A 19,713-nucleotide genomic window follows, 5' to 3' on the forward strand; every position below is an offset into this window, starting at 1 on the left:
GGGAGTGGTCCCAGGAGCAGGATGACCAGGAGGTCAGCATGAACTCATTGCGCGCGTCACTTCTCACTCTCGTTTGCACGATGTGGATAGCCGGCGGTGCCAACGCCGATAGCCCAGCCGCCTCCATCGAGCCATCGAATTCGCAGGAGACGTCCGGCGTGCGCGATGACACCGGACAAGAGACCGGCATGCTGCTGCTCTCGCAGGAACAGCTCACATCAGACGGCAATCTGGACATTGGCAAGGCCGTGGCGAATGTCCCTTTCAAAGTGAGCTACCCCAGTTTCGGGCCGGGTCATAAAGTCATCCTGCGCTGGGAAGGACCGACGGTCTACAGCGCTCCGCTGCAGACCACTGCGGCCACCTCGCCGATTACATTTTATGTCCCGAAGGCGACGGTCGCCGCGGCGTTCAACGGTTCTGCCCAAGTGACTTACTCCGTTGAAATCCCTGGCGCACCGGCGTTTACCTCCGAGCCGCTTACCGTGGGCGTGACGCTTGACCGACTCCTGGCGCCAGTGGCCCCCCTGGCCGAAGGCGGCAAGCTGGACGTGGGCAAAGCGCCGTTGCAAGTGCCTTTTACGGTGGGTTTCCCGAGCCTGGCGGCAGGGGAAAAAGTCACGCTGGCCTGGGCGGGTAGCGTCGCTTACAAGACAGCCGCGCAAACCACCACCAGCACTGCGCCGCTGATATTCAACGTGCCCCGCGAGGTGATTGCCAAGGACCTTGGAGGCTCGGCGAGCCTCACCTACACCGTCGAAATCGCTGGCGTCCCTGTGCAAACCTCCGAACCGCTGAACCTGCAAATACAGTTCAACCTGGCGCCGCCACCCCGCTTCCCGCTGGCGACGGGCATAGAGTCGGCGAAAGAGCTGAATACCCGATACGCCAATGTGCCCGCGCAATGTGACAACCTGCTGCCGGCTTACTATTGCAGTGGCGTGCTGCTGCGGGGCGTGGCAGACGGCAATTTTGACCCATGGAACCCCAGCGCCGGCGCAACAAAACTCGGGGCTCAGTCGTTTTCGTTCGTAAGATCCGACGCCAACATGAAGCAGACCTACGTGGCCAGCGGATACCTCCTGTCGGCGCCAGCGGATGCCATCAAACAAAGCAAGCCCTTGCACTACCTCTGCGTCTACCCCTACAACGCGGGCACTTCCGGAATGACGCCGCTGGGCAAGGGATGTGATTCAGCCGCCACAACGCAGCCACTGCCCACCGATGACCTGAGCAGCTGCGCCAGCAAAAACGCCACCACGGTAGAGAGCTGGCTCGCCTACACCAAAACCAGTGCGCAATGTTCACTCAGCGTCCAGGACCCCGCCCAGTTCATGACCATGCTGGGGGTCCGTGCCGCGACACCGGCCAATACGGCACACAACGAATTCCTGATCGAGACGTGGGCGCAGAACATGCCTGCCAGATTGCCTTTGCAGGGATTTTTCTACACCGCCCAGAGCGGCTTGAGCGCAGCCAGAAGTTTCCAGGCCAAATTCAAGGACAGAACCGGGGAGTGGCTGCCGGTGCTGCGCCTGGATCTGAGTCAGTCCGTGCCGTTTGCTTACGATCACAGCGACCAGTCGACTCTGCCCTGACCGGCCGCCGGTTGATCTCGCATGGCCAGACAGGCCCGAAGGAAAGTTGGACATTCACCAACCGTGACAGGAGGTCACCATGAAAACCGTTGCTATCGGGCTTTCGATCTTGATGAATCTGGCCCTGGCCTTGACGTGCATCGGCTCAGAGATGCCGGCAACGGTTGATGACCTGGGTAATTCCCGGGCGTTGTCTGTCGAGGCAAACGACACGGAGGCCGGGCCCGTGCCAGCAGCGCCGACGGCCATCAATTCCCTCGCTGCCGCACAGTCACCTGCTGCCATCGACGGCAATCTCGACATCGGCAGCGCGCCGGCAGCGGTACCGTTCATTGTCGACTATCCAAGTTTCGGGCCCGGGCACAAGGTCATTCTTCGCCTGTCGGGCGTGACCGAGTATGCAACTGCAATACAGACGACGGCCACTGCGCGGCCTCTGACCTTCACCATTCCCAAGGCGACGATCGCGCCTAACTTTGGCAAGACAATCAGCATCAGCTACACCGTTGAAGTCCCTGGCGCGCCAGTGCAGACATCCGCTCCGTTTATCGTGAACGTCACGCTGGACCCGTTATCGGCCCCGCAATCAGCGCTGCCCGTGGACGGCAGGCTGGATATCGGCAAAGCACCGCTGCAGGTGCCTTTTCAGGTCACCTACCCTAGCCAGTCAGCGGCACACAAGGTGACGCTCGGCGTGGAGGGCACGGTTGCGTACAAGACGGCCCCGCAGACCACTGCCAGTAATGCGCCGCTCACCTTCAACGTCCCCCGCGAAGTGCTCGCCAGGGATCAGGGCAAATCGGTAAACATCGTTTACACGGTCGAGATCGCCGGGGTGCCTGTGCAGACCTCGGCGCCGCTGCCCCTGCAACTGGAGGTCGCCAACTTCCCGCCTCCCGCGCTGCCACTGCCCGTCGGCGTAAATGTCGCGGCACGGCTGAATGACCGGTACGCCGACACGCGCGAGAAATGCGACAACGGCATGCCTGCCTACTATTGCAGCGGCGTCGTGCTGCGGGGTACGCAGAATGGCAATTTCGATCCGTGGAACCCCAGCACCGCTGCTTTGGCGCTGGGCGGGGTGTCATTTTCCTACCTGCGCAAGGACGCCCATATCAGTGATGTGTACCGCAACAGCGGCTACACCGTGCTCAGCCAACAGGAGGCCCTGGGCAAGGACAAAGGGCTGGATTACCTGTGCGTCTACGCCTATGACGCATGGACTGCCCAGCCCGACCGGCCGGACGCCGGTTGTGGTTTTCAGCCCAGAGCGGCGCTGGCACCTGACCCCAGCACCTGCAGCCAGGTGGACGCAGTCACCGGCCCTGGCTGGTACGCCTTCACCCGCACGCTGGCAAAGCAGCAGGACCAATGCTCCCTGAGCGCTCAGGACCCGGAACAGTTCATGACCAGCATCAAAGTGCGTAGCAACCGGCCTGACAACATGCCGGATGCCTGGAACGAAGTCCTCGTCAAAGCCTGGGATCAGAACACCCCGAACGCGTTGCCTCTGGAAGCCTTTTTCTACAAGAACAGCAGCGGACTGGCTGAAGCCAGGGCGTATCAGCAGAAGTACGCCACGCGTACCGGCGGCGGTTGGCTGCCCATCATCAGGCTGGATCTGGCCCGCCTGAGTGATGCGCCGTTCAGCTACAGCCCAACGGATCAATCAATCCAGCCCTGATGCCGACAGGACGCCTGCCCCCTTGTTTCGGCATCGAAAAACAAAGGGAACATCAGTTGCTTCACACAGACCGACATGGAGGTCTTATGAAACGCTTCTCTGCGCTCATCGCGACGACGTTTATAGCGCTGGACATCACAACGGGTGCCCTGGCGGACACCCGACAATGTGACTGCGCTTGCCAGTGCGAAACACCGGCCTCACCGGCCTCTTTCAGCGTCAGTCCTACCGCGATCGCCAAACCGCCGCCACCGCAGGTCCAGGAGGCGGCGAACGGCGAACTCGATGTACGCCTTCTGAACAGCGCCGACGTTACCGTTGAATTGAAATACCCCGAAATCGCAAACGGTCACACTGCCGGGTTGTACTGGACGAGCGGCATTCAGCAGTACCGCACGCCTGTGCAAACCGTCAAAGACGACGCGAAAAGCGTGATTTTCAAAATCCCCAATGCCAGCGTCATGAATGATCTGGGGCAGACCGTAACGCTGACGGCAAGCGTCGGGGTAGGCAGTGACCGCCTGGTCATTTCCGAACCGCAGACGATCAAAGTCATCAATAGCACCCCGGTGGGACAGTACCCTCCGCCAACGGTGGGGGGGGCGCCCGGCAATCAAGTCGATATCGGCGCACTCACCGGTGATCTGACGGTCAGCGTCTACTACCCGCCTGTCATGGCGGCCGGGCAGATCGCGAGGGTACTGTGGCGAGGCGCGACAGCCTATGAAACAGCACCGCGAAATGTGCCGGACGGCAACCCGCTCGAATTCACCATCCCCCATGCGACGGTGCTCGCCAGCCTCGGCACGCCTGTCACCGTTAGCTACGAGGTCACGGTTGACGGGCAGCCCTCTCAGCCATCCGACACCACAACGCTGCACATCAAACTTCAAACAGTGGACGCCGCCCCAGTTGTGCCTTCGGCCAATGGGGATCAGCTCGACCTGAAAAACCTGGCGGGTCAACCGTTGAAAGTGACTTATACCTACAACGGCATCGCGGCGGGCCACACGGTCGGCATACGCTGGGCAGGGAACCCCGTCTACGACACACCGCACCCTGTCATCGGTGCGACACCTCGTCCGCTGGAATTCACCATCCCGTACGACAAAGTCAAGCTTGAGAAAGACAAGACCGTCCAACTGACCGCCAGCGTCGGTATCGGGGACGGTCAACTTGCCGTCTCGCCCTCGCTGGCATTGAAAGTCATCGACACTCGCCCACGGGGTGAGGAAGTAGCGGCCGATCTCAATGCTCGTTACAACGATACGAGGGCGGCCTGCGATAACAACACCCCATCCTATTATTGCAGTGGCGTCACCACCCGCGGCACAGCCAACGGCAACTTTGATCCCTGGGACCCGAGCCCAACCCAGCTCAAAAAAGGCTCGGTGTCTGTCTCGCACATTCGCAAAGACTCGAAGGTGACCTACCTGTGGCAGAACAGCGGCTATGTACTGCTCTCTCAAAATGAGGCGATCAGGCAGGGGAAGGCGCAAGAGTATCTGTGCGGATTCCCCCACGACGGAGCAACTGATCTCGGGAGGCTGGCTTATGGATGCGGGTTCGCGCCGAAAACCGGGCGTGCTGGCGAAGTGGCTGGCAGACTGCTGAAGATCGCCACAGAGCACCCAAAACTGTTTGACCTATTGAAACAGGATGAGCAGCTCGTGGACCAACTTGCCAACGGCAGGGACGCAAATGCGCTTTCGCAGCAAGATCCCGCGCTTGCAGCCATTCTTGGCTCAGAGCCCGAACTGGGCAGTCTACTGCGTGAAAACCTTGATCTCATGGAGGCCGCAAACAAAGCCTCTGTCAACGTAGCGGACCCAAGCACCTGTGCGGGTGTAGGCGCCAACACGCTTGCAACGTGGCTTCCATACACCAGTCGGTTAACCCATCGAGTCCAACAGTGCTCCCTGAGCGCTCAAAAAGTCACCGATTTTTCGGTTCTCATGCAAGCACGCCAGCAACCCATACGAAATGAAGTATTCAGCACCTGGAACGAGTTGCTGATCAAGGTCTGGGCGGCTGGAACTCCATCCAGACTGCCCTTGCAGGCGTTCTATTACCAGAATCCTACCGGCTTGCCTGAGGCCAGGGTTTACCAACAGAAATACGCGTCCAGAACTGGCGGACAATGGCTGCCCGTCATCAAGCTGGATGCGGCGAAAATGGCCGCAGGTACTGCGCCCTTCAGCTACAGCACTGCAGATCAGGCAATACAGCCCTGAAACAACAGGGCCGGACACCCCTCCGGCCCTACCCCACCGCCACCTGATTGCGGCCATTGTGTTTGGCCGCATACAACCCCTGATCCGCACTCTGAATCAGCTGGCGGCTGTGGCTGCCCACTTGCGGCACCACAGTGGCCAGACCAATGCTGACCGTCAGGCTCGAGCCTTGGCTGGGGGCGACGTGGGGGATGTTCATGCTGGCGATGGTCTGGCGCAGTTTTTCCGCCAGCAGGCGGGCGCCGCCCGGTGAGGTGTTGGGCAGTACCAGCGCAAACTCTTCGCCGCCGTAACGCGCCGGCAGGTCGGATGGACGGCTGGAGTTGGCGCGGATGGCTTTGGCGACCTGACGCAACGCCTCGTCACCTTCGAGATGCCCGAAGGCATCGTTGTAGGCCTTGAAGTAATCCACGTCGATCATCAACAGCGAAATCTGGGTCTGCTCTCTGGTTGAGCGGCGCCATTCCAGTTCCAGGTATTCATCGAAGTGGCGGCGGTTGGAAAGGCCGGTCAGGCCGTCGGAGTTCATCAGGCGTTGCAGCACCAGGTTGGTGTCGAGCAGCTGTTGCTGACTGACGCGCAGGGCACGATAGGCTTCGTCGCGCTGCAACAGCGTCATGTACGAGCGCGAGTGGTAGCGAATGCGCGCGACCAGTTCGATGTTGTCCGGCAGTTTGACCAGGTAATCATTGGCGCCAGCGGCAAAGGCGGCGCTTTTGATCAGCGGGTCTTCCTTGGTCGAAAGCACGATGATCGGTATGTCACGGGTCTTCGGATTGTTGCGGTACTCACGCACCAGGGTCAGGCCGTCAAGGCCGGGCATGACCAAATCCTGAAGGATCACTGTGGGCTTGATCAGAATCGCTTGCGCAACCGCCTGATGCGGATCAGCGCAGAAATGGAAGTCGATGTTGTCTTCGTGCGCCAGCCCGCGTCGGACGGCCTCGCCGATCATGGCCTGATCATCGACGAGCAACACCATGGCCGCGTTTTCATCCGTGGCGTTCAGATCGTCCAGTTGCAAATCATGCATGCGTGGGCTCCTGGTCACAGGCGGGCTGTGAAATCACCTGGAAATTCATTGGGTGAATACCTCCTTCAAGCGAGGTGCGATCGAGTCCAGTGAGCGAATCTCCATGGCGGCGTCAATCGCCGCAGCCGCTTTGGGCATGCCGTATACCGCACAGCTTTCCTGATTCTGGGCAATGGTGAGAAAGCCCCTCTGACGCATCAGCTTGAGTCCCTGCGCACCATCACGGCCCATGCCGGTCAACAAAACACCCACTGCGTCACCATTCCAATAGCTGGCCACACTTTCGAAAAACACGTCGATGGAGGGCCTGTAAATTTCGTTAACCGGCTCTGCGGTGTACGCCAGTGTGCCGTTCCTGAGCAAACGAATGTGGTGGTTGGTGCCTGCCAGCAGCACCGTGCCCACTTGCGGCGGCTCGCCATTGCGCGCCAGCCTGACCTGAAGCCCCGAAGAGCTGCTCAGCCATTGCGCCATCCCTTCGGCGAACACCTGATCCACGTGCTGCACCAGCACGATGGCGGCCGGGAAATCCGTCGGCAGCGCCTTGAGCAGTATTTCCAGCGCCGCGGGTCCGCCGGCCGATGAGCCGATCGCGATCAACCGCTGACGCTGGGCCGACTCCCGCACCGGTGGCGGCGCGGCGCGGACCCGCGTGTCCCGCTCGCCAATGAGCCAGCCTATATTAAGTATCTTGCGCAACAAAGGCGCGGCTGCATCCTTGGGATTGCCGGCCCCCAGCGCGGGCGTGTCGACCACGTCCAGCGCGCCATGGCCCATGGCTTCGAACACCCGATTCACATTCTGCTCGCGATCCACGGTGACGATGACGATGGCGCACGGCGTCGCCGCCATGATACGTCGAGTGGCCTCCACGCCGTCCATCACCGGCATGATCAGGTCCATCAAGATCAGGTCGGGCGTCAGCTGCGCGCAGCGCTCCACCGCCTCGGCGCCATTGCTGGCCACCCAGGCAATCTGGTGCGCCGGCTCAAAGGCCAGCGCACGGCGCAGCGCCTCCACCGCCATGGGCATGTCGTTGACGATGGCAATCTTCATCCCTGCGCATCTCCTATCAACTCAACGACGGCATCAAGCAGCGCGTCGTCATGGAAACTGGCCTTGGCCAGATAGTAATCGGCGCCGGCATCCAGGCCGCGACGGCGGTCTTCTTCACGGTCCTTGTACGACACCACCATCACCGGCAGCGATTGCAGGCGGCTGTCGCGACGCACCAGCGTCACCAGCTCGATGCCGTCCATGCGCGGCATGTCAATGTCGGTGATGAGCAAGTCGAAATCCTCACCGCGCAACGCGTTCCAGCCGTCCATGCCATCCACGGCCACCGCGACTTCGTAACCACGGCTGGCCAGCAACTTGCGCTCCAGCTCGCGGACCGTCAGCGAATCATCGACCACCAGCACGCGCTTGCGAGCTCGGGTGTCCGCCTGCTGGCTGCGCCGGTCAATGCGCGCCAGGCGTCCGGTATTGAGCAGTTTCTCCACCGAACGCAGCATGTCTTCGACGTCGATGATCAGCACCGCCGAGCCATCGTCGAGCAAGGCGCCCGCAGAGATGTCCTGAACCTTGCCCAGGCGCGGATCCAGCGGCAGAACCACCAGCGTGCGTTCGCCGATGAAGCGTTCCACGGCGACGCCATACACCGCATCGCGCTCGCGAATCACCACCACTTTGAGGACGTCTTCACTGTGCTGGCTGGCCGGACGGTTTAGCAGCTGTGTGGCGGCGACCAGCCCGACATGCCGCTCTTCATGCCAGAAATGCTGACGTCCTTCCAGTTGTACGATTTCGTCGGCACGCACGTCACGCATGCGCTCGATGTGCGCCAGCGGAAAGGCGTACGCTTCGCCGCCGACTTCCACCACGAGACTGCGCACCACCGACAACGTCAGCGGCACTTCCAGATGGAAGCGGCTGCCCTGCCCGGCGCGCTGGTCCAGTTCGACGCCGCCACGCAGCTGCCGAACCATGTGCTGGACCGCGTCCAGGCCGACGCCTCGACCGGACACTTCGGTGACCGTGTCGCGCATGCTGAAACCGGGCAGAAACAGGAAGCTCAGCAGCTCCTCTTCGCTCAACTGCGCAGCGGTTTCAGCGGGCGAGAGCTTGCGCTCGATGATGTTCAGGCGCAGGCGTTCGAGGTCAACGCCGGCGCCGTCGTCGATCAGCTCGACCACCAGCAGCCCGGCCTGGTGCGAGGCCTTCAGCTGAATCAGCCCCTCGGCCGGCTTGCCGCAAGCGATGCGCTGTGCCGGCAGCTCAATGCCGTGGTCGACGGCGTTGCGCAGTAAATGGGTCAGCGGCGCTTCGAGTTTTTCCAGCACATCGCGATCGACCTGGGTTTTCTCGCCGTCGATTTCCAGGCGCACCTGCTTGCCCAGCGAGCGGCCCAGATCACGGACCATGCGCGCTTGCCCCGCCAGCACATCGGCAAACGGACGCATGCGGCAGGCCAGCGCGGTGTCGTAGAGCAGTTGCGCGCGTTGCGAGGCCTGCCAGCCGAACTCGTCGAGGTCGGCCGTCTGTTGAATCAGCAAGTGCTGCGCCTCACCGAGCAGACGCCGCGCTTCGTCCAGCGTCTTTTGCGCGTCGGGATCGGCGTTGGCGCCGAGCAAGGCTTCGAGACTGTCCAGCGCTCGGGTTGCGCCGGTCTGCGAGCGTTTGACCCGCTGCATCGCGGCCAGATAAGGCTTCAACCGTTGGGTCTCGACCAGCGACTTGCTGGACAGGTCCAGCAGGTTGTTCAAGCGTTCGGCGGTGACGCGCAGGACCCGTTCACCGGTCTCGGCCACGCGGCGCTCGCCGGGGCCATCCGCTTTGAGCGCAGGATCCGGAACGGCTTCGACAATGGAAGCTGCCAGCTCTTCGGCCGCCGAATCCTGCGCAGACTGAAGCGAGGTGACCAGCGACTGCGCGTTGGCGAGCAGGATGTCTTCCAGGGAAGGCAATGCGGTGGGCACCAGCATGGCTTTCAAGGCCGGATCGTCGCTGACCATGTTGTTCATCAGCGCCACATAGCCGTCCACATCCGCCTGCGGCACGTTGGCGCCGGGCGTGGCGATGCGCATCAGCAAATCGGTGCCCATCAGCAGGGCGTCGATGTGTTCGGGCAGCAGGTAAAGTCGCCCTTCCTGGGCGCTGACCAGGCAATCTTCCATGACGTGGGAAACGCTGACACCCGCGTTGACCCCGACAATCCGCGCCGCGCCTTTCAGCGAATGGGCCGCGCGCATGCACGCTTCCAGCTGATCGGCCTGGGTCGGGTTGCGCTCAAGGGCCAGCAGGCCCGCGCTCAACACTTGGGTCTGCGCTTCCGCCTCCAGGGTGAAGAGTTCGAACAGCGACGCGTCGCGCATTTGATCGGGCGTCATGTCAGGCTCCGGTTCACAGCCGACAAGAGTTGGTCTTCATCGAGCAGGCGCAGGCTGCGGTTTTTCCATTGCACGACGCCTCGGGTGAAGCGGGCGTTGCTGTTCTGCGCCGAGGCCGAGGCGGTATCCAGCAGTCGGGCCTCGATGGCATGAATGCCGTCAACCTCGTCCACCGGCACCACCACCGGACCGCCGTCTGCCGAAACGATCAGCATGCGCGGCAATGTTCGGGCATCACCGACCGGCGCGACTGAAGGGTCCAGCCCGAGCAGTTCAACGAACGACAGGCAGGCCACCAGGGCACCGCGCACATTGGCAACGCCCAGCAAGGCGCGGGAACGCTGGTGCGGAAGCGAGTGAATGGCTTGCACCGGCGACACTTCCACCAGACAACGGGTGGGCAGGCAGAGCCATTCTTCGCCCAGCCGAAACACCACGGTCGAGCGGGTTTCGACGTCGACGGCCAGCGCATCGCTGTGCATCGACACGCGCTGCTCCTGCGCCAGCGAGTAACGGTCGAGCAAGCGCGTTGCCGCCGCCGAGTACACCGAGCAGTTGCGGCAATGAATATGATCGGCAAGCAGCGGGCAGGACCGGTCGCCATGGATGCCGATGCGGTTCCAGCAGTCGTCGATCGCCTCGGCGTCGTCGCTGACCAGCTCTGTGTGTACGCGACTCATCCACTGCGTCCTTCTTTAGTGACACCCCGTGCCGCGCGCTCCTGCAGCCGCCGGGCCCCTGCGCTGTCGCCCTGGGCGGCAAGCAGCGCGGCCAGTTGCGCCAGAGTTTCCGGATGCTGCGGTTGCAGATACAACGCCTTGCGATAGAACCCTTGTGCCGCGCTCGCCTGCCCCGCTACCTCGCTGAGCAGGCCCAGCCAGTAAAACACCGGGGCCACGGGCTCGAAGCGCTTGAGGTACTGCTCGCACGCAACCTTCGCCTCGGCACTGCGGCCTTCGTTGGCAAGGACCGCGATGCTGCGCAATAACTCGGCAGCTTCGCCATTGCCATTGCCAGCGCCCGGCGCCGGCAATGCCTTGATGTCGGGTCTGAGCGCTGCCCTGCGTTCTTCAGTCAGCGCAGAATCACCCAACAACCTCGGCGCAAAGGGCTGCGGCTTATGGCTGCTGCGCGACAGAGTCGTTGTTGAGTGAGCAGTCGTTGAATAAGCGGGCGACGAGTCGCTTCGCGACGGCTGCATGGCTGGGGCAGTCAAGACGCCGTGGGGTTCGGGAACGGCTTCGTCATGCCGACGAAAGGCAAAAGATTGGGCAATGCCGATCGACACCATGCCCATGCGCCCGAGCAGGCTGCCCTCGGCAGGGCCGATGAACAGCACGCCATCGTCGCGAGTCATGCGCTTGAGTGCATCAAAACCCTGACGCTGGGTGTCGACGTCAAAGTAGATCAGCAGGTTGCGGCAGAACACGAAATCATAGGCCGACTGCGCGACCGCCATGGTGGGATCGAGCAGGTTGCCGGACTGGAAACGCACCTGAGACCGCACTCGCTCTTCAAGACGATAGCCCTCTTCAGCCGGGCTGAAAAAACGTTCCCGGTAACCCAGTTGATCGCCGCGAAAAGAGTTTTTGCCATACACACCCTGGCGCGCGCGCTGAATTGAAAGCGGGCTGATGTCCACGGCTTCGACGCTGAACTGCGGGCCTCGCAGACCGGCGTCGAACAGCGCCATGGCGATGGAGTAAGGCTCCTCGCCGGTGGAGCACGGCAGGCTGAGAATGCGCAGCGGACGAACGCCGTTGAGCTGCGCCAACCGGGCATTGGCCAGCTTGCCGAGGGTGACGAAAGATTCCGGATAACGGAAAAACCAGGTTTCGGGGACGATCACTGCTTCGATCAGCGCCTGTTGCTCGTCCGCCGAGACAAGCAGCGTCTGCCAGTAGTCATCGTGGTCCCGCGCCTTGGACAGCGTGCAGCGCTGACGTACGGCGCGCTCGATGATCGCCTCGCCCACCGACGCGACGTCCAGGCCGATGCGGTCTTTGAGAAAGGCGAAGAAACGCGCGTCGCTGCTCATGGCGCCGCCTCGAAGGCATCAAGGCTCATGGGCTGCTCGGGAAACAACAGTTCGCGCACCGCGTCACTGAGCAAGTCCTCCACGCGTATCCATTGCAGCAGACCGTGCTCGTCCTCGCGCACCGGGCCCAGATACGGCGCCTGTGCGTTGTCCAGGCCGTAGGCTTTGAATTCATGGGGCGAGCAGCGCAGCGTGTCGGTCGCCTGTTCGAGGATCAAGCCCAGCTCCCGGGCGGGACGATCGCCGCCGAGGCGGTAATGAACCAGCACCAGCCGTGTGCTGGTGCGCACCTGAGCGGGATGGCCGAAGGTCAGCGCGCTCAGGTCGATGACCGGCACGATCGCGCCCCGGTGGGCGAACACCCCGGCGACCCAGTGCGGCGCTTGTGCAATGGGCTTGAGCACCAGCCGTGGCAGCACTTCGGCGACTTCTGTCGCTTGCAGCGCATAGCGTTCCGCGCCGATGCGGAACAGCAGAAACAGCTTGTTCTTGGGCAACACCGCAGCGCTGCGCTTGGCTGAATGCTCGATCATGGGCCTGACTCAGACCTTGAAACGCGAAACGCCGCTACGCAGCCCCACCGCCACCTGGCTCAGCTCGTCGATGGCGAAGCTGGCCTGACGCAGGGATTCGACAGTCTGGCTGCTGGCATCACCCAGTTGCACCAGCGCCTGGTTGATCTGTTCGGCGCCTGTGGCCTGGGCCTGCATGCCCTCATTGACCATCAAGACACGCGGCGCCAGGGCCTGCACCTGATGGATGATCTGCGAAAGCTGCTCACCGACCTGGGTCACTTCGTACATGCCGCGACGCACTTCTTCGGAGAATTTGTCCATGCCCATGACGCCCGCCGACACCGCCGACTGGATCTCGCGAACCATCTGCTCGATGTCATAGGTGGCCACCGCGGTCTGGTCGGCCAGACGCCGGACCTCGGTCGCGACGACGGCAAAGCCTCGGCCGTATTCGCCGGCTTTTTCGGCTTCGATGGCGGCGTTGAGCGACAGCAGGTTGGTCTGGTCGGCGACTTTGACGATGGTCACCACGACCTGATTGATGTTGCCGGCCTTCTCATTGAGGATCGCCAGCTTGGAGTTGACCAGATCGGCCGCGCCCATCACCGAGTGCATGGTTTCTTCCATGCGCGCCAGGCCTTGCTGACCTGAGCCTGCCAGGACCGAAGCCTGATCGGCCGCCGAAGTCACTTCCGTCATGGTGCGTACCAGATCCCGGGACGTCGCGGCGATTTCCCGCGAGGTAGCGCCGATTTCGGTTGTCGTCGCAGCGGTCTCGGTGGCCGTTGCCTGTTGCTGCTTGGAGGTGGCGGCAATCTCGGTCACCGACGTGGTCACCTGAATCGACGAGCGCTGGGCCTGGGACACCAATGCGGCAAGCTCGGCGACCATGTCGTTGAAGCCGGTCTGCACCGATCCGAACTCATCGTTGCGGTCCAGCGCCAGCCGCGTGCTCAGGTCACCCGTGCGCATGGTGTCGAGTATCTGCACGATGCGGTTCATCGGCGCCAGAATCGCGCGCATCAGCAACAGGCCGCACGCAGCCGCCGCCAGCAGGGCGATGATCAGCGAGATGCCAAGGGTGATTTTGGCGCTGGAAACAGCGGCCTGAATGGCGTCGGACGCCTTGTCGGCGACCACCTTGTTTTTGGCGCCGAGTGCGTTGAGCTGTTTGCGACCCTCAAACCACGCGGGCGTGAATTGCTCGGCGAACATCTGTTGGGCCAGCGCGTAGTTGTCGCCCTGGTAAGCCGCGAGCACACCGTTGAGCAGTAGCTGGTAGCGTTCGCGCAATTGCAGAAACTGGGCGAAGTCGTTGCGATCCGATTCGTCGAAGATGCTTTTCTGGTAATTGACGATCTGCGCCTGCAGGCGGTCTTCGAAGCTTTTGTACTGGTCTTTTTCGGCGCTGGTAAGGTTGCGACCGGCGCCTTCACTGAGTAAACGCTGAGTCTCTACATAGCTTTCAACCCAGGCGCCGCGCACGGTGCTGCTGTAAAACACGCCGGGGAGCGCGTCCAGTCGTACCGCATCGCCGCTGCTCTCGATCACCAACAGGCGATTGAACGCCGCGACCACCATCAACAACATGATGGCGATGATGACAGCGAAGCTCGCCAAAATCCGTTGACGCAACGTCCAGTTCTTCACAGTCAGCCCTCAAGGGTTCAACGCCGGCATGACCGGGTTCAAGAAGCGGACCGACGGACGGTCCAAAGCGAGCGGGAGTATAGCCCAGTGCATTCTCAATAATCGGGCTGTTTCCCACGAGGAAAACGCCATAACACACAGCCAAATTGGAACTGTCTTACATGCTATCGGCTTGATATGGCGTTGCTTGATGGTGCTTTTAAAGCGCGGGAGAGGGATGCGGGTCAGGCCCCAATGATTATCGGGGCTGACCCGGCAGGTTTGTGGGGGTCGGAAGTTGTGTCTGTTACGGGTCACTGGGCAGACTGACGGTTTACGGCTGCGCCTGACGAGCCTGATGCTCAAGCTCGGTCTTGAGGGCCGGATCGAGCTTCAGCTGCTTGGCGAGTTCGTCCAGGTAAGCGCGCTCCATGAAGTGTTCTTCGTCGACCATCATCACGCTGGCCAGGTACATCTCGGCGGCGATTTCCGGGGTCTGCGCCGCGCGGGCGACATCGACAGGGTCCAGCGGCTTGTTCAGTTCGGCGTGCAGCCATTGCTGCAGTTCGTTGTCGCCGGTGATGCGGGTGAACTCGCCTTCGATGAGTTCGCGTTCACGCGCGTCGACGTGGCCATCGGCCTTGGCCGCCGCCACCAGCGCCCGCAGGATGGCCTCGCTGTGCTGTTCGACCTGGGTCGGTGGCACGCGGTCCACGGTTTGCGGCTCAACCGGTTGCGCCACACCCTGACTCGCCTGCCAGTTGCCATAGGCCTTGTACGCCAGCACGCCCAACGCTGCGAGCCCGCCGTAGGTCAGCGCTTTGCCGCCCATTTTGCGTGCGCCTTTGTTGCCCATCAGCAGGCCCATCGCGCCCGCCGCCAACGCACCGCCGCCGGCACCGGAAAGCAGCCCGCCAAGGCTGCCGCCCAAATTCCCGCCCAGGCCACTGCCCAACTTACCGCCACTGACCTTGCCGAGCAGATCGCCAAGACCGCCCTGCCCGTTTTGCACGCTTTTGCCGCTCTTGTCGTGAGCGCCGGCCTTGTTTTGCAGCAGGTCCTGGCCGGATTTCAACAGTTGATCGAGTAAGCCGCGCGTGTTCATGACTTCACCTTCAGAAATGGGGACAGACGATTCGACCCGCAGGTTAAGGCGAAGGCACCAGCAGCCGTTGGGCAGGTTTGCTTCTGAATGTTGCGGCGTTTGGGTGTCCTGAGGCCGGATGACGATGGGGTTTCACTCAACCGCATCAGCCTGCACGAATGGGCTCGGTATTTGCTGCGTCAAGTTTGTCGAGGATCGAACTGGGCACTACGCTCTGCACCATTGATCTCTGCCCAAACAACTACCATGAGGCAAACCCACCATGTCTGTGTACAAGACCGCGATTCTGAGCGCCGTGATCACCGCCCTATTTACCACCGGCGCGGTGCAGGCCGCTGAAGCACTCACGGCGGTGGGCGATGGCGAGGGGCAGTTGGATATCGTGGCGTGGCCGGGGTACATCGAGCGCGGCGAAAGCGACAAGGCCTACGACTGGGTGACCGGCTTCGAGCAGGAGACCGGCTGCAAGGTTAACGTCAAGACCGCCGCAACCTCCGACGAGATGGTCAGCCTGATGACCAAGGGCGGCTATGATCTGGTCACCGCATCGGGGGACGCGTCGTTGCGACTGATCGCTGGCAAGCGCGTGCAGCCCATCGACACCGCATTGATCCCGAACTGGAAAACCCTCGACCCGCGCCTGAAAGACGGCCCCTGGTACACGGTCGAGGGCAAAACGTATGGCACGCCTTATCAGTGGGGCCCGAACGTGCTGATGTACAACACCAACGTGTTCAAGACGCCGCCGGTGAGCTGGAGCGTGGTGTTTGAGCCGCAGGATTTGCCGGACGGCAAACCGAACAAAGGCCGGGTCCAGGCCTATGACGGGCCGATCTACATCGCCGACGCAGCGCTGTATTTGAAAACCGCCAAGCCGGAACTGAACATCGTCGATCCCTACCAGCTCACCGAAACACAGTACAAGGCCGTGCTCGACCTGCTCCGCGCCCAGCAGCCGCTGGTTCACCGCTACTGGCACGACGCGACGGTGCAGATGAGCGACGTGAAAAACGAAGGCGTGGCAGCGTCCAGTTCGTGGGGTTACATGGTCAACGGGCTGGTCGCCGACAAACAGCCCGTCGCCTCGACCATCCCGCAGGAAGGCGCCACCGGCTGGGCCGACACCACGATGTTGCACGCCGAAGCCAAACACCCCAACTGTGCCTACAAATGGATGAACTGGTCGCTGCAACCGAAAGTTCAGGGCGACGTCGCCGCCTGGTTCGGCTCCCTGCCGGTGGTGCCCGACGCCTGCAAGGGCAACGCACTGCTCGGTGCCGAGGGCTGTGAAACCAACGGGTTTGACCTGTTTGAAAAGATCGCCTTCTGGAAAACCCCCCAGGCCGAGGGTGGCAAATACGTGCCCTACAGCCGCTGGACGCAGGATTACATTGCGATCATGGGTGGCAGGTAAGCGTATTCAGGCCCGGGGAATCTCTCTGGGTAGGTAAATCCATCCATTGTAGGAGCGCGCTTGCCCGCGATTACGGTGTGTCATACAGCATCAACGTCACAGGCAGGTCGCAATCGCGGGCAAGCGCGCTCCTACAAATACAAACCTGCCCAGTGCACACATCGAGAAAGATTTCGGGAATTAGCCACCATGCCCCACGCTGTCCAGTTCACCCAGGTTTCGCGGCTGTTCGGCGAGGTGAAAGCCGTGGACCGGGTGTCCGTCGACATCGAGGACGGCGAGTTCTTTTCCATGCTCGGTCCCTCGGGCTCCGGCAAGACCACCTGCCTGCGCCTCATCGCAGGCTTCGAGCAACCCAGCGCTGGCTCGATCCGCATTCATGGTCAGGAAGCCGCGGGTTTGCCGCCCTACCAGCGTGACGTCAACACAGTGTTCCAGGACTACGCGCTGTTCCCACACATGAACGTGCAGGACAACGTCGCCTACGGGCTGAAAGTCAAAGGCGTGGGCAAGGCTGAGCGGATCAAGCGGGCCGACGAGGCCCTGAGCATGGTCGCCCTCGAGGGCTACGGCGCGCGCAAACCCGTGCAACTGTCCGGCGGCCAGCGCCAGCGTGTGGCCCTGGCGCGGGCACTGGTCAATCGCCCGCGCGTGCTGCTGCTCGACGAACCCCTCGGCGCCCTCGACCTGAAGCTGCGCGAACAGATGCAGAGCGAACTGAAGAAGCTGCAGCGCCAACTGGGCATCACGTTCATTTTCGTCACCCACGACCAGACCGAAGCGCTGTCGATGTCGGACCGGGTCGCGGTGTTCAACAAGGGCCGCATCGAGCAGGTCGATACGCCGCGCAATCTGTACATGAAACCGGCAACGACCTTTGTGGCGGAATTCGTGGGCACCTCCAACGTTGTGCGCGGCGAGCTGGCGCAGGCGTTGAGCGGCACCCCCGGCGCGTTTTCGATTCGGCCCGAGCACATCCGTTTTGCCGATGCCGCTGCGGCGAGCCACGAGGTTCAGGTCAGCGGCGTGCTGCACGATATTCAATATCAGGGCAGCGCCACCCGTTACGAGGTCAGGCTGGACAACGGCCAGACGCTCACGGTCAGCCGGGCCAATGATCAGTGGCTGGACACCGGCGCGCACCATCAGCCGGGTCAACGCGTTACCGTTCGCTGGGCGCGGGAAGCCATGATTGCGCTGCATGACGCGCCCGACGAGGCGCAGTGAGATGGGTCAGACGTTGACTGGCTCGGCGCCGACGCAACGGCAGTCGCCCATCCGGCGCTTTTCCAACCTGCTGTATCGCCGCCCTAATCTGTACCTGTCACTGCTGCTGATCCCGCCGCTGCTGTGGTTCGGCGCGATTTACCTCGGCTCGCTGCTGGGCCTTTTGTGGCAAGGCTTTTATACCTTCGACGACTTCAGCATGACCGTGACGCCGGAGCTGACCCTGGCCAACTTCGGCGCGCTGTTCAACCCGGCCAACGTCGATGTCATCCGCCGCACCCTGACCATGGCCGTGGCGGTGTCGATCGCCAGCGCCGTCGTCGCCTTCCCCATCGCGTATTACATGGCGCGCTACACCACCGGCAAAACCAAGGCGTTCTTTTACATCGCGGTGATGATGCCGATGTGGGCCAGTTACATCGTCAAGGCCTACGCGTGGACGCTGCTGCTGGCCAAGGGCGGCGTCGCGCAATGGTTCGTTCAGCATCTGGGGCTGGCGCCGGTGTTGCAGTGGCTGTTGAGCGTGCCCGGCATTGGCGGCAGCACCTTGTCGACCTCGCACCTCGGGCGATTCATGGTGTTCGTCTACATCTGGCTGCCGTTCATGATTCTGCCGATTCAGGCCTCCCTCGAACGCTTGCCGCCGTCACTGCTGCATGCCTCCGCCGACCTCGGTGCCACGCCCCGGCAGACGTTCATCCAGGTGATTCTGCCGCTGTCGGTGCCGGGCATTGCGGCGGGCTCGATCTTCACGTTTTCGCTTACGCTGGGGGATTTCATCGTGCCGCAACTGATCGGCCCGCCGGGCTACTTCATCGGCAGCATGGTCTACGCCCAGCAAGGCGCCATCGGCAACATGCCCATGGCGGCGGCATTCACGCTGGTGCCGATCGTGCTGATCGCGGTCTATCTGGCTATCGTCAAGCGTCTGGGGGCTTTCGATGCACTCTGAAAAAGCGTCGTGGGGCCTGAAAATCGCCGCCTGGGGCGGGCTGATGTTTCTGCACTTTCCGATCCTGATCATCTTCGTCTACGCCTTCAACACCGAAGACGCCGCTTTCAGCTTCCCGCCGAAAGGCTTCACCCTGAAGTGGATCAGCGTGGCATTCGCGCGGCCTGACGTGCTGGAGTCGATCAAGCTGTCGCTGCAAATCGCCTGCGTTGCCACGCTGATTGCACTGGTGCTCGGCACGCTGGCCTCGGCGGCGCTGTACCGGCGAGACTTCTTCGGCAAGGACGGCATTTCGCTGATGCTGATTCTGCCCATCGCCCTGCCCGGCATCATCACCGGACTGGCCTTGTTGTCGGCGTTCAATACCTTGGGGATCGAGCCGGGGATGTTCACCATCATCGTCGGCCACGCCACCTTCTGCGTGGTGATCGTCTACAACAACGTCATCGCCCGCCTGCGACGCACCTCCCACAGCCTGATAGAAGCCTCGATGGACCTCGGCGCCGATGGCTGGCAGACCTTCCGCTACATCATCATGCCGAACCTGGGCTCGGCGCTGCTGGCCGGCGGCATGCTGGCGTTTGCCCTGTCCTTCGACGAGATCATCGTCACCACCTTCACCGCCGGGCATGAACGCACCCTGCCCATCTGGCTGCTCAACCAACTCAGCCGCCCACGCGACGTGCCGGTGACCAATGTGGTGGCGATGCTCGTGATGATAGTGACCCTGCTGCCGATACTCGGCGCTTACTACCTGACGCGGGGCGGGGAAAGCGTGGCGGGGAGTGGGGGGAAGTGAGCGGCTATCTTCATTCCGGAGGCCGACGCAGGACAAGTGTGGGAGCGAACTTGCTCGCGAAGAGGTCGGTACATCCGCCAAATCTTCAGCGGCTGG

Annotated in this window: 15 protein-coding genes; 7 read left to right on the forward strand and 8 right to left on the reverse strand. The window is 62.2% G+C overall.

The window, feature by feature from the left end:
* Positions 1 to 38: 38 nt before the first annotated feature.
* The 3 genes from OKW98_RS24020 to OKW98_RS24030 all read left to right on the forward strand — a co-directional run bounded on the left by OKW98_RS24020 (position 39) and on the right by OKW98_RS24030 (position 5,516).
* A complete protein-coding gene (locus tag OKW98_RS24020; RefSeq protein WP_265386956.1) occupies positions 39 to 1,598 on the forward strand; it encodes a hypothetical protein in 1,560 nt (519 codons plus the stop codon).
* A 79-nt stretch (positions 1,599 to 1,677) separates the two neighbouring features.
* The gene (locus OKW98_RS24025; protein WP_265386957.1) at positions 1,678 to 3,282 is read left to right on the forward strand and encodes a hypothetical protein; all 1,605 of its coding nucleotides are present in this window, start codon (positions 1,678 to 1,680) and stop codon (positions 3,280 to 3,282) included.
* 86 nt (positions 3,283 to 3,368) lie between these two features.
* Positions 3,369 to 5,516: a hypothetical protein gene (locus OKW98_RS24030; protein ID WP_265386958.1), complete on the forward strand. Its 2,148-nt coding sequence runs from the start codon at positions 3,369 to 3,371 to the stop codon at positions 5,514 to 5,516.
* Positions 5,517 to 5,544: 28 nt separating this feature from the next.
* Here OKW98_RS24030 and OKW98_RS24035 read toward each other — a convergent pair whose 3' ends face one another.
* From OKW98_RS24035 to OKW98_RS24070, 8 genes are all read right to left on the reverse strand, one after another.
* Positions 5,545 to 6,549: a response regulator gene (locus OKW98_RS24035; RefSeq protein ID WP_265386959.1), complete on the reverse strand. Its 1,005-nt coding sequence runs from the start codon at positions 6,547 to 6,549 to the stop codon at positions 5,545 to 5,547.
* 45 nt (positions 6,550 to 6,594) lie between these two features.
* Positions 6,595 to 7,605 (reverse strand): chemotaxis response regulator protein-glutamate methylesterase, encoded by a 1,011-nt coding sequence (locus OKW98_RS24040; RefSeq protein ID WP_265386960.1) that lies wholly within the window; start codon positions 7,603 to 7,605, stop codon positions 6,595 to 6,597.
* Complete coding sequence (locus OKW98_RS24045; RefSeq protein ID WP_265386961.1) at positions 7,602 to 9,938, reverse strand: hybrid sensor histidine kinase/response regulator; 2,337 nt, start codon at positions 9,936 to 9,938, stop codon at positions 7,602 to 7,604. Before OKW98_RS24045 ends, OKW98_RS24040 begins: the two co-directional genes overlap by 4 nt.
* Positions 9,935 to 10,618, reverse strand: coding sequence for a chemotaxis protein CheW (locus tag OKW98_RS24050; RefSeq protein ID WP_265386962.1), 684 nt, complete (start codon positions 10,616 to 10,618; stop codon positions 9,935 to 9,937). The genes OKW98_RS24045 and OKW98_RS24050 overlap by 4 nt, the downstream gene beginning before the upstream one ends.
* Positions 10,615 to 11,976: a CheR family methyltransferase gene (locus OKW98_RS24055; protein ID WP_265386963.1), complete on the reverse strand. Its 1,362-nt coding sequence runs from the start codon at positions 11,974 to 11,976 to the stop codon at positions 10,615 to 10,617. The genes OKW98_RS24050 and OKW98_RS24055 overlap by 4 nt, the downstream gene beginning before the upstream one ends.
* Positions 11,973 to 12,509 (reverse strand): chemotaxis protein CheW, encoded by a 537-nt coding sequence (locus OKW98_RS24060; RefSeq protein WP_265386964.1) that lies wholly within the window; start codon positions 12,507 to 12,509, stop codon positions 11,973 to 11,975. The genes OKW98_RS24055 and OKW98_RS24060 overlap by 4 nt, the downstream gene beginning before the upstream one ends.
* 9 nt (positions 12,510 to 12,518) lie before the next feature.
* Positions 12,519 to 14,081 carry a methyl-accepting chemotaxis protein gene (locus OKW98_RS24065; protein WP_416148537.1) on the reverse strand — a complete coding sequence of 521 codons (1,563 nt, stop codon included), beginning with the start codon at positions 14,079 to 14,081 and terminating at the stop codon, positions 12,519 to 12,521.
* Between the two features lie 373 nt (positions 14,082 to 14,454).
* Positions 14,455 to 15,225 (reverse strand): tellurite resistance TerB family protein, encoded by a 771-nt coding sequence (locus OKW98_RS24070; RefSeq protein WP_265386966.1) that lies wholly within the window; start codon positions 15,223 to 15,225, stop codon positions 14,455 to 14,457.
* Positions 15,226 to 15,487: 262 nt separating this feature from the next.
* On the opposite strand from OKW98_RS24070, the gene ydcS reads away from it, so the two are divergent.
* The 4 genes from ydcS (at position 15,488) to OKW98_RS24090 (ending at position 19,617) form a co-directional block, all read left to right on the forward strand.
* The gene (ydcS, locus tag OKW98_RS24075) at positions 15,488 to 16,639 is read left to right on the forward strand and encodes a putative ABC transporter substrate-binding protein YdcS (protein ID WP_265386967.1); all 1,152 of its coding nucleotides are present in this window, start codon (positions 15,488 to 15,490) and stop codon (positions 16,637 to 16,639) included.
* A gap of 189 nt (positions 16,640 to 16,828) precedes the next feature.
* The gene (locus OKW98_RS24080; RefSeq protein WP_265386968.1) at positions 16,829 to 17,866 is read left to right on the forward strand and encodes an ABC transporter ATP-binding protein; all 1,038 of its coding nucleotides are present in this window, start codon (positions 16,829 to 16,831) and stop codon (positions 17,864 to 17,866) included.
* Between the two features lies 1 nt (position 17,867).
* Positions 17,868 to 18,818 carry an ABC transporter permease gene (locus OKW98_RS24085; RefSeq protein ID WP_265386969.1) on the forward strand — a complete coding sequence of 317 codons (951 nt, stop codon included), beginning with the start codon at positions 17,868 to 17,870 and terminating at the stop codon, positions 18,816 to 18,818.
* Positions 18,808 to 19,617 (forward strand): ABC transporter permease, encoded by an 810-nt coding sequence (locus tag OKW98_RS24090; RefSeq protein WP_265386970.1) that lies wholly within the window; start codon positions 18,808 to 18,810, stop codon positions 19,615 to 19,617. Before OKW98_RS24085 ends, OKW98_RS24090 begins: the two co-directional genes overlap by 11 nt.
* The last annotated feature ends 96 nt before the right edge of the window (positions 19,618 to 19,713 follow it).

The organism is Pseudomonas sp. KU26590, from assembly GCF_026153515.1.
GTDB lineage: Bacteria > Pseudomonadota > Gammaproteobacteria > Pseudomonadales > Pseudomonadaceae > Aquipseudomonas.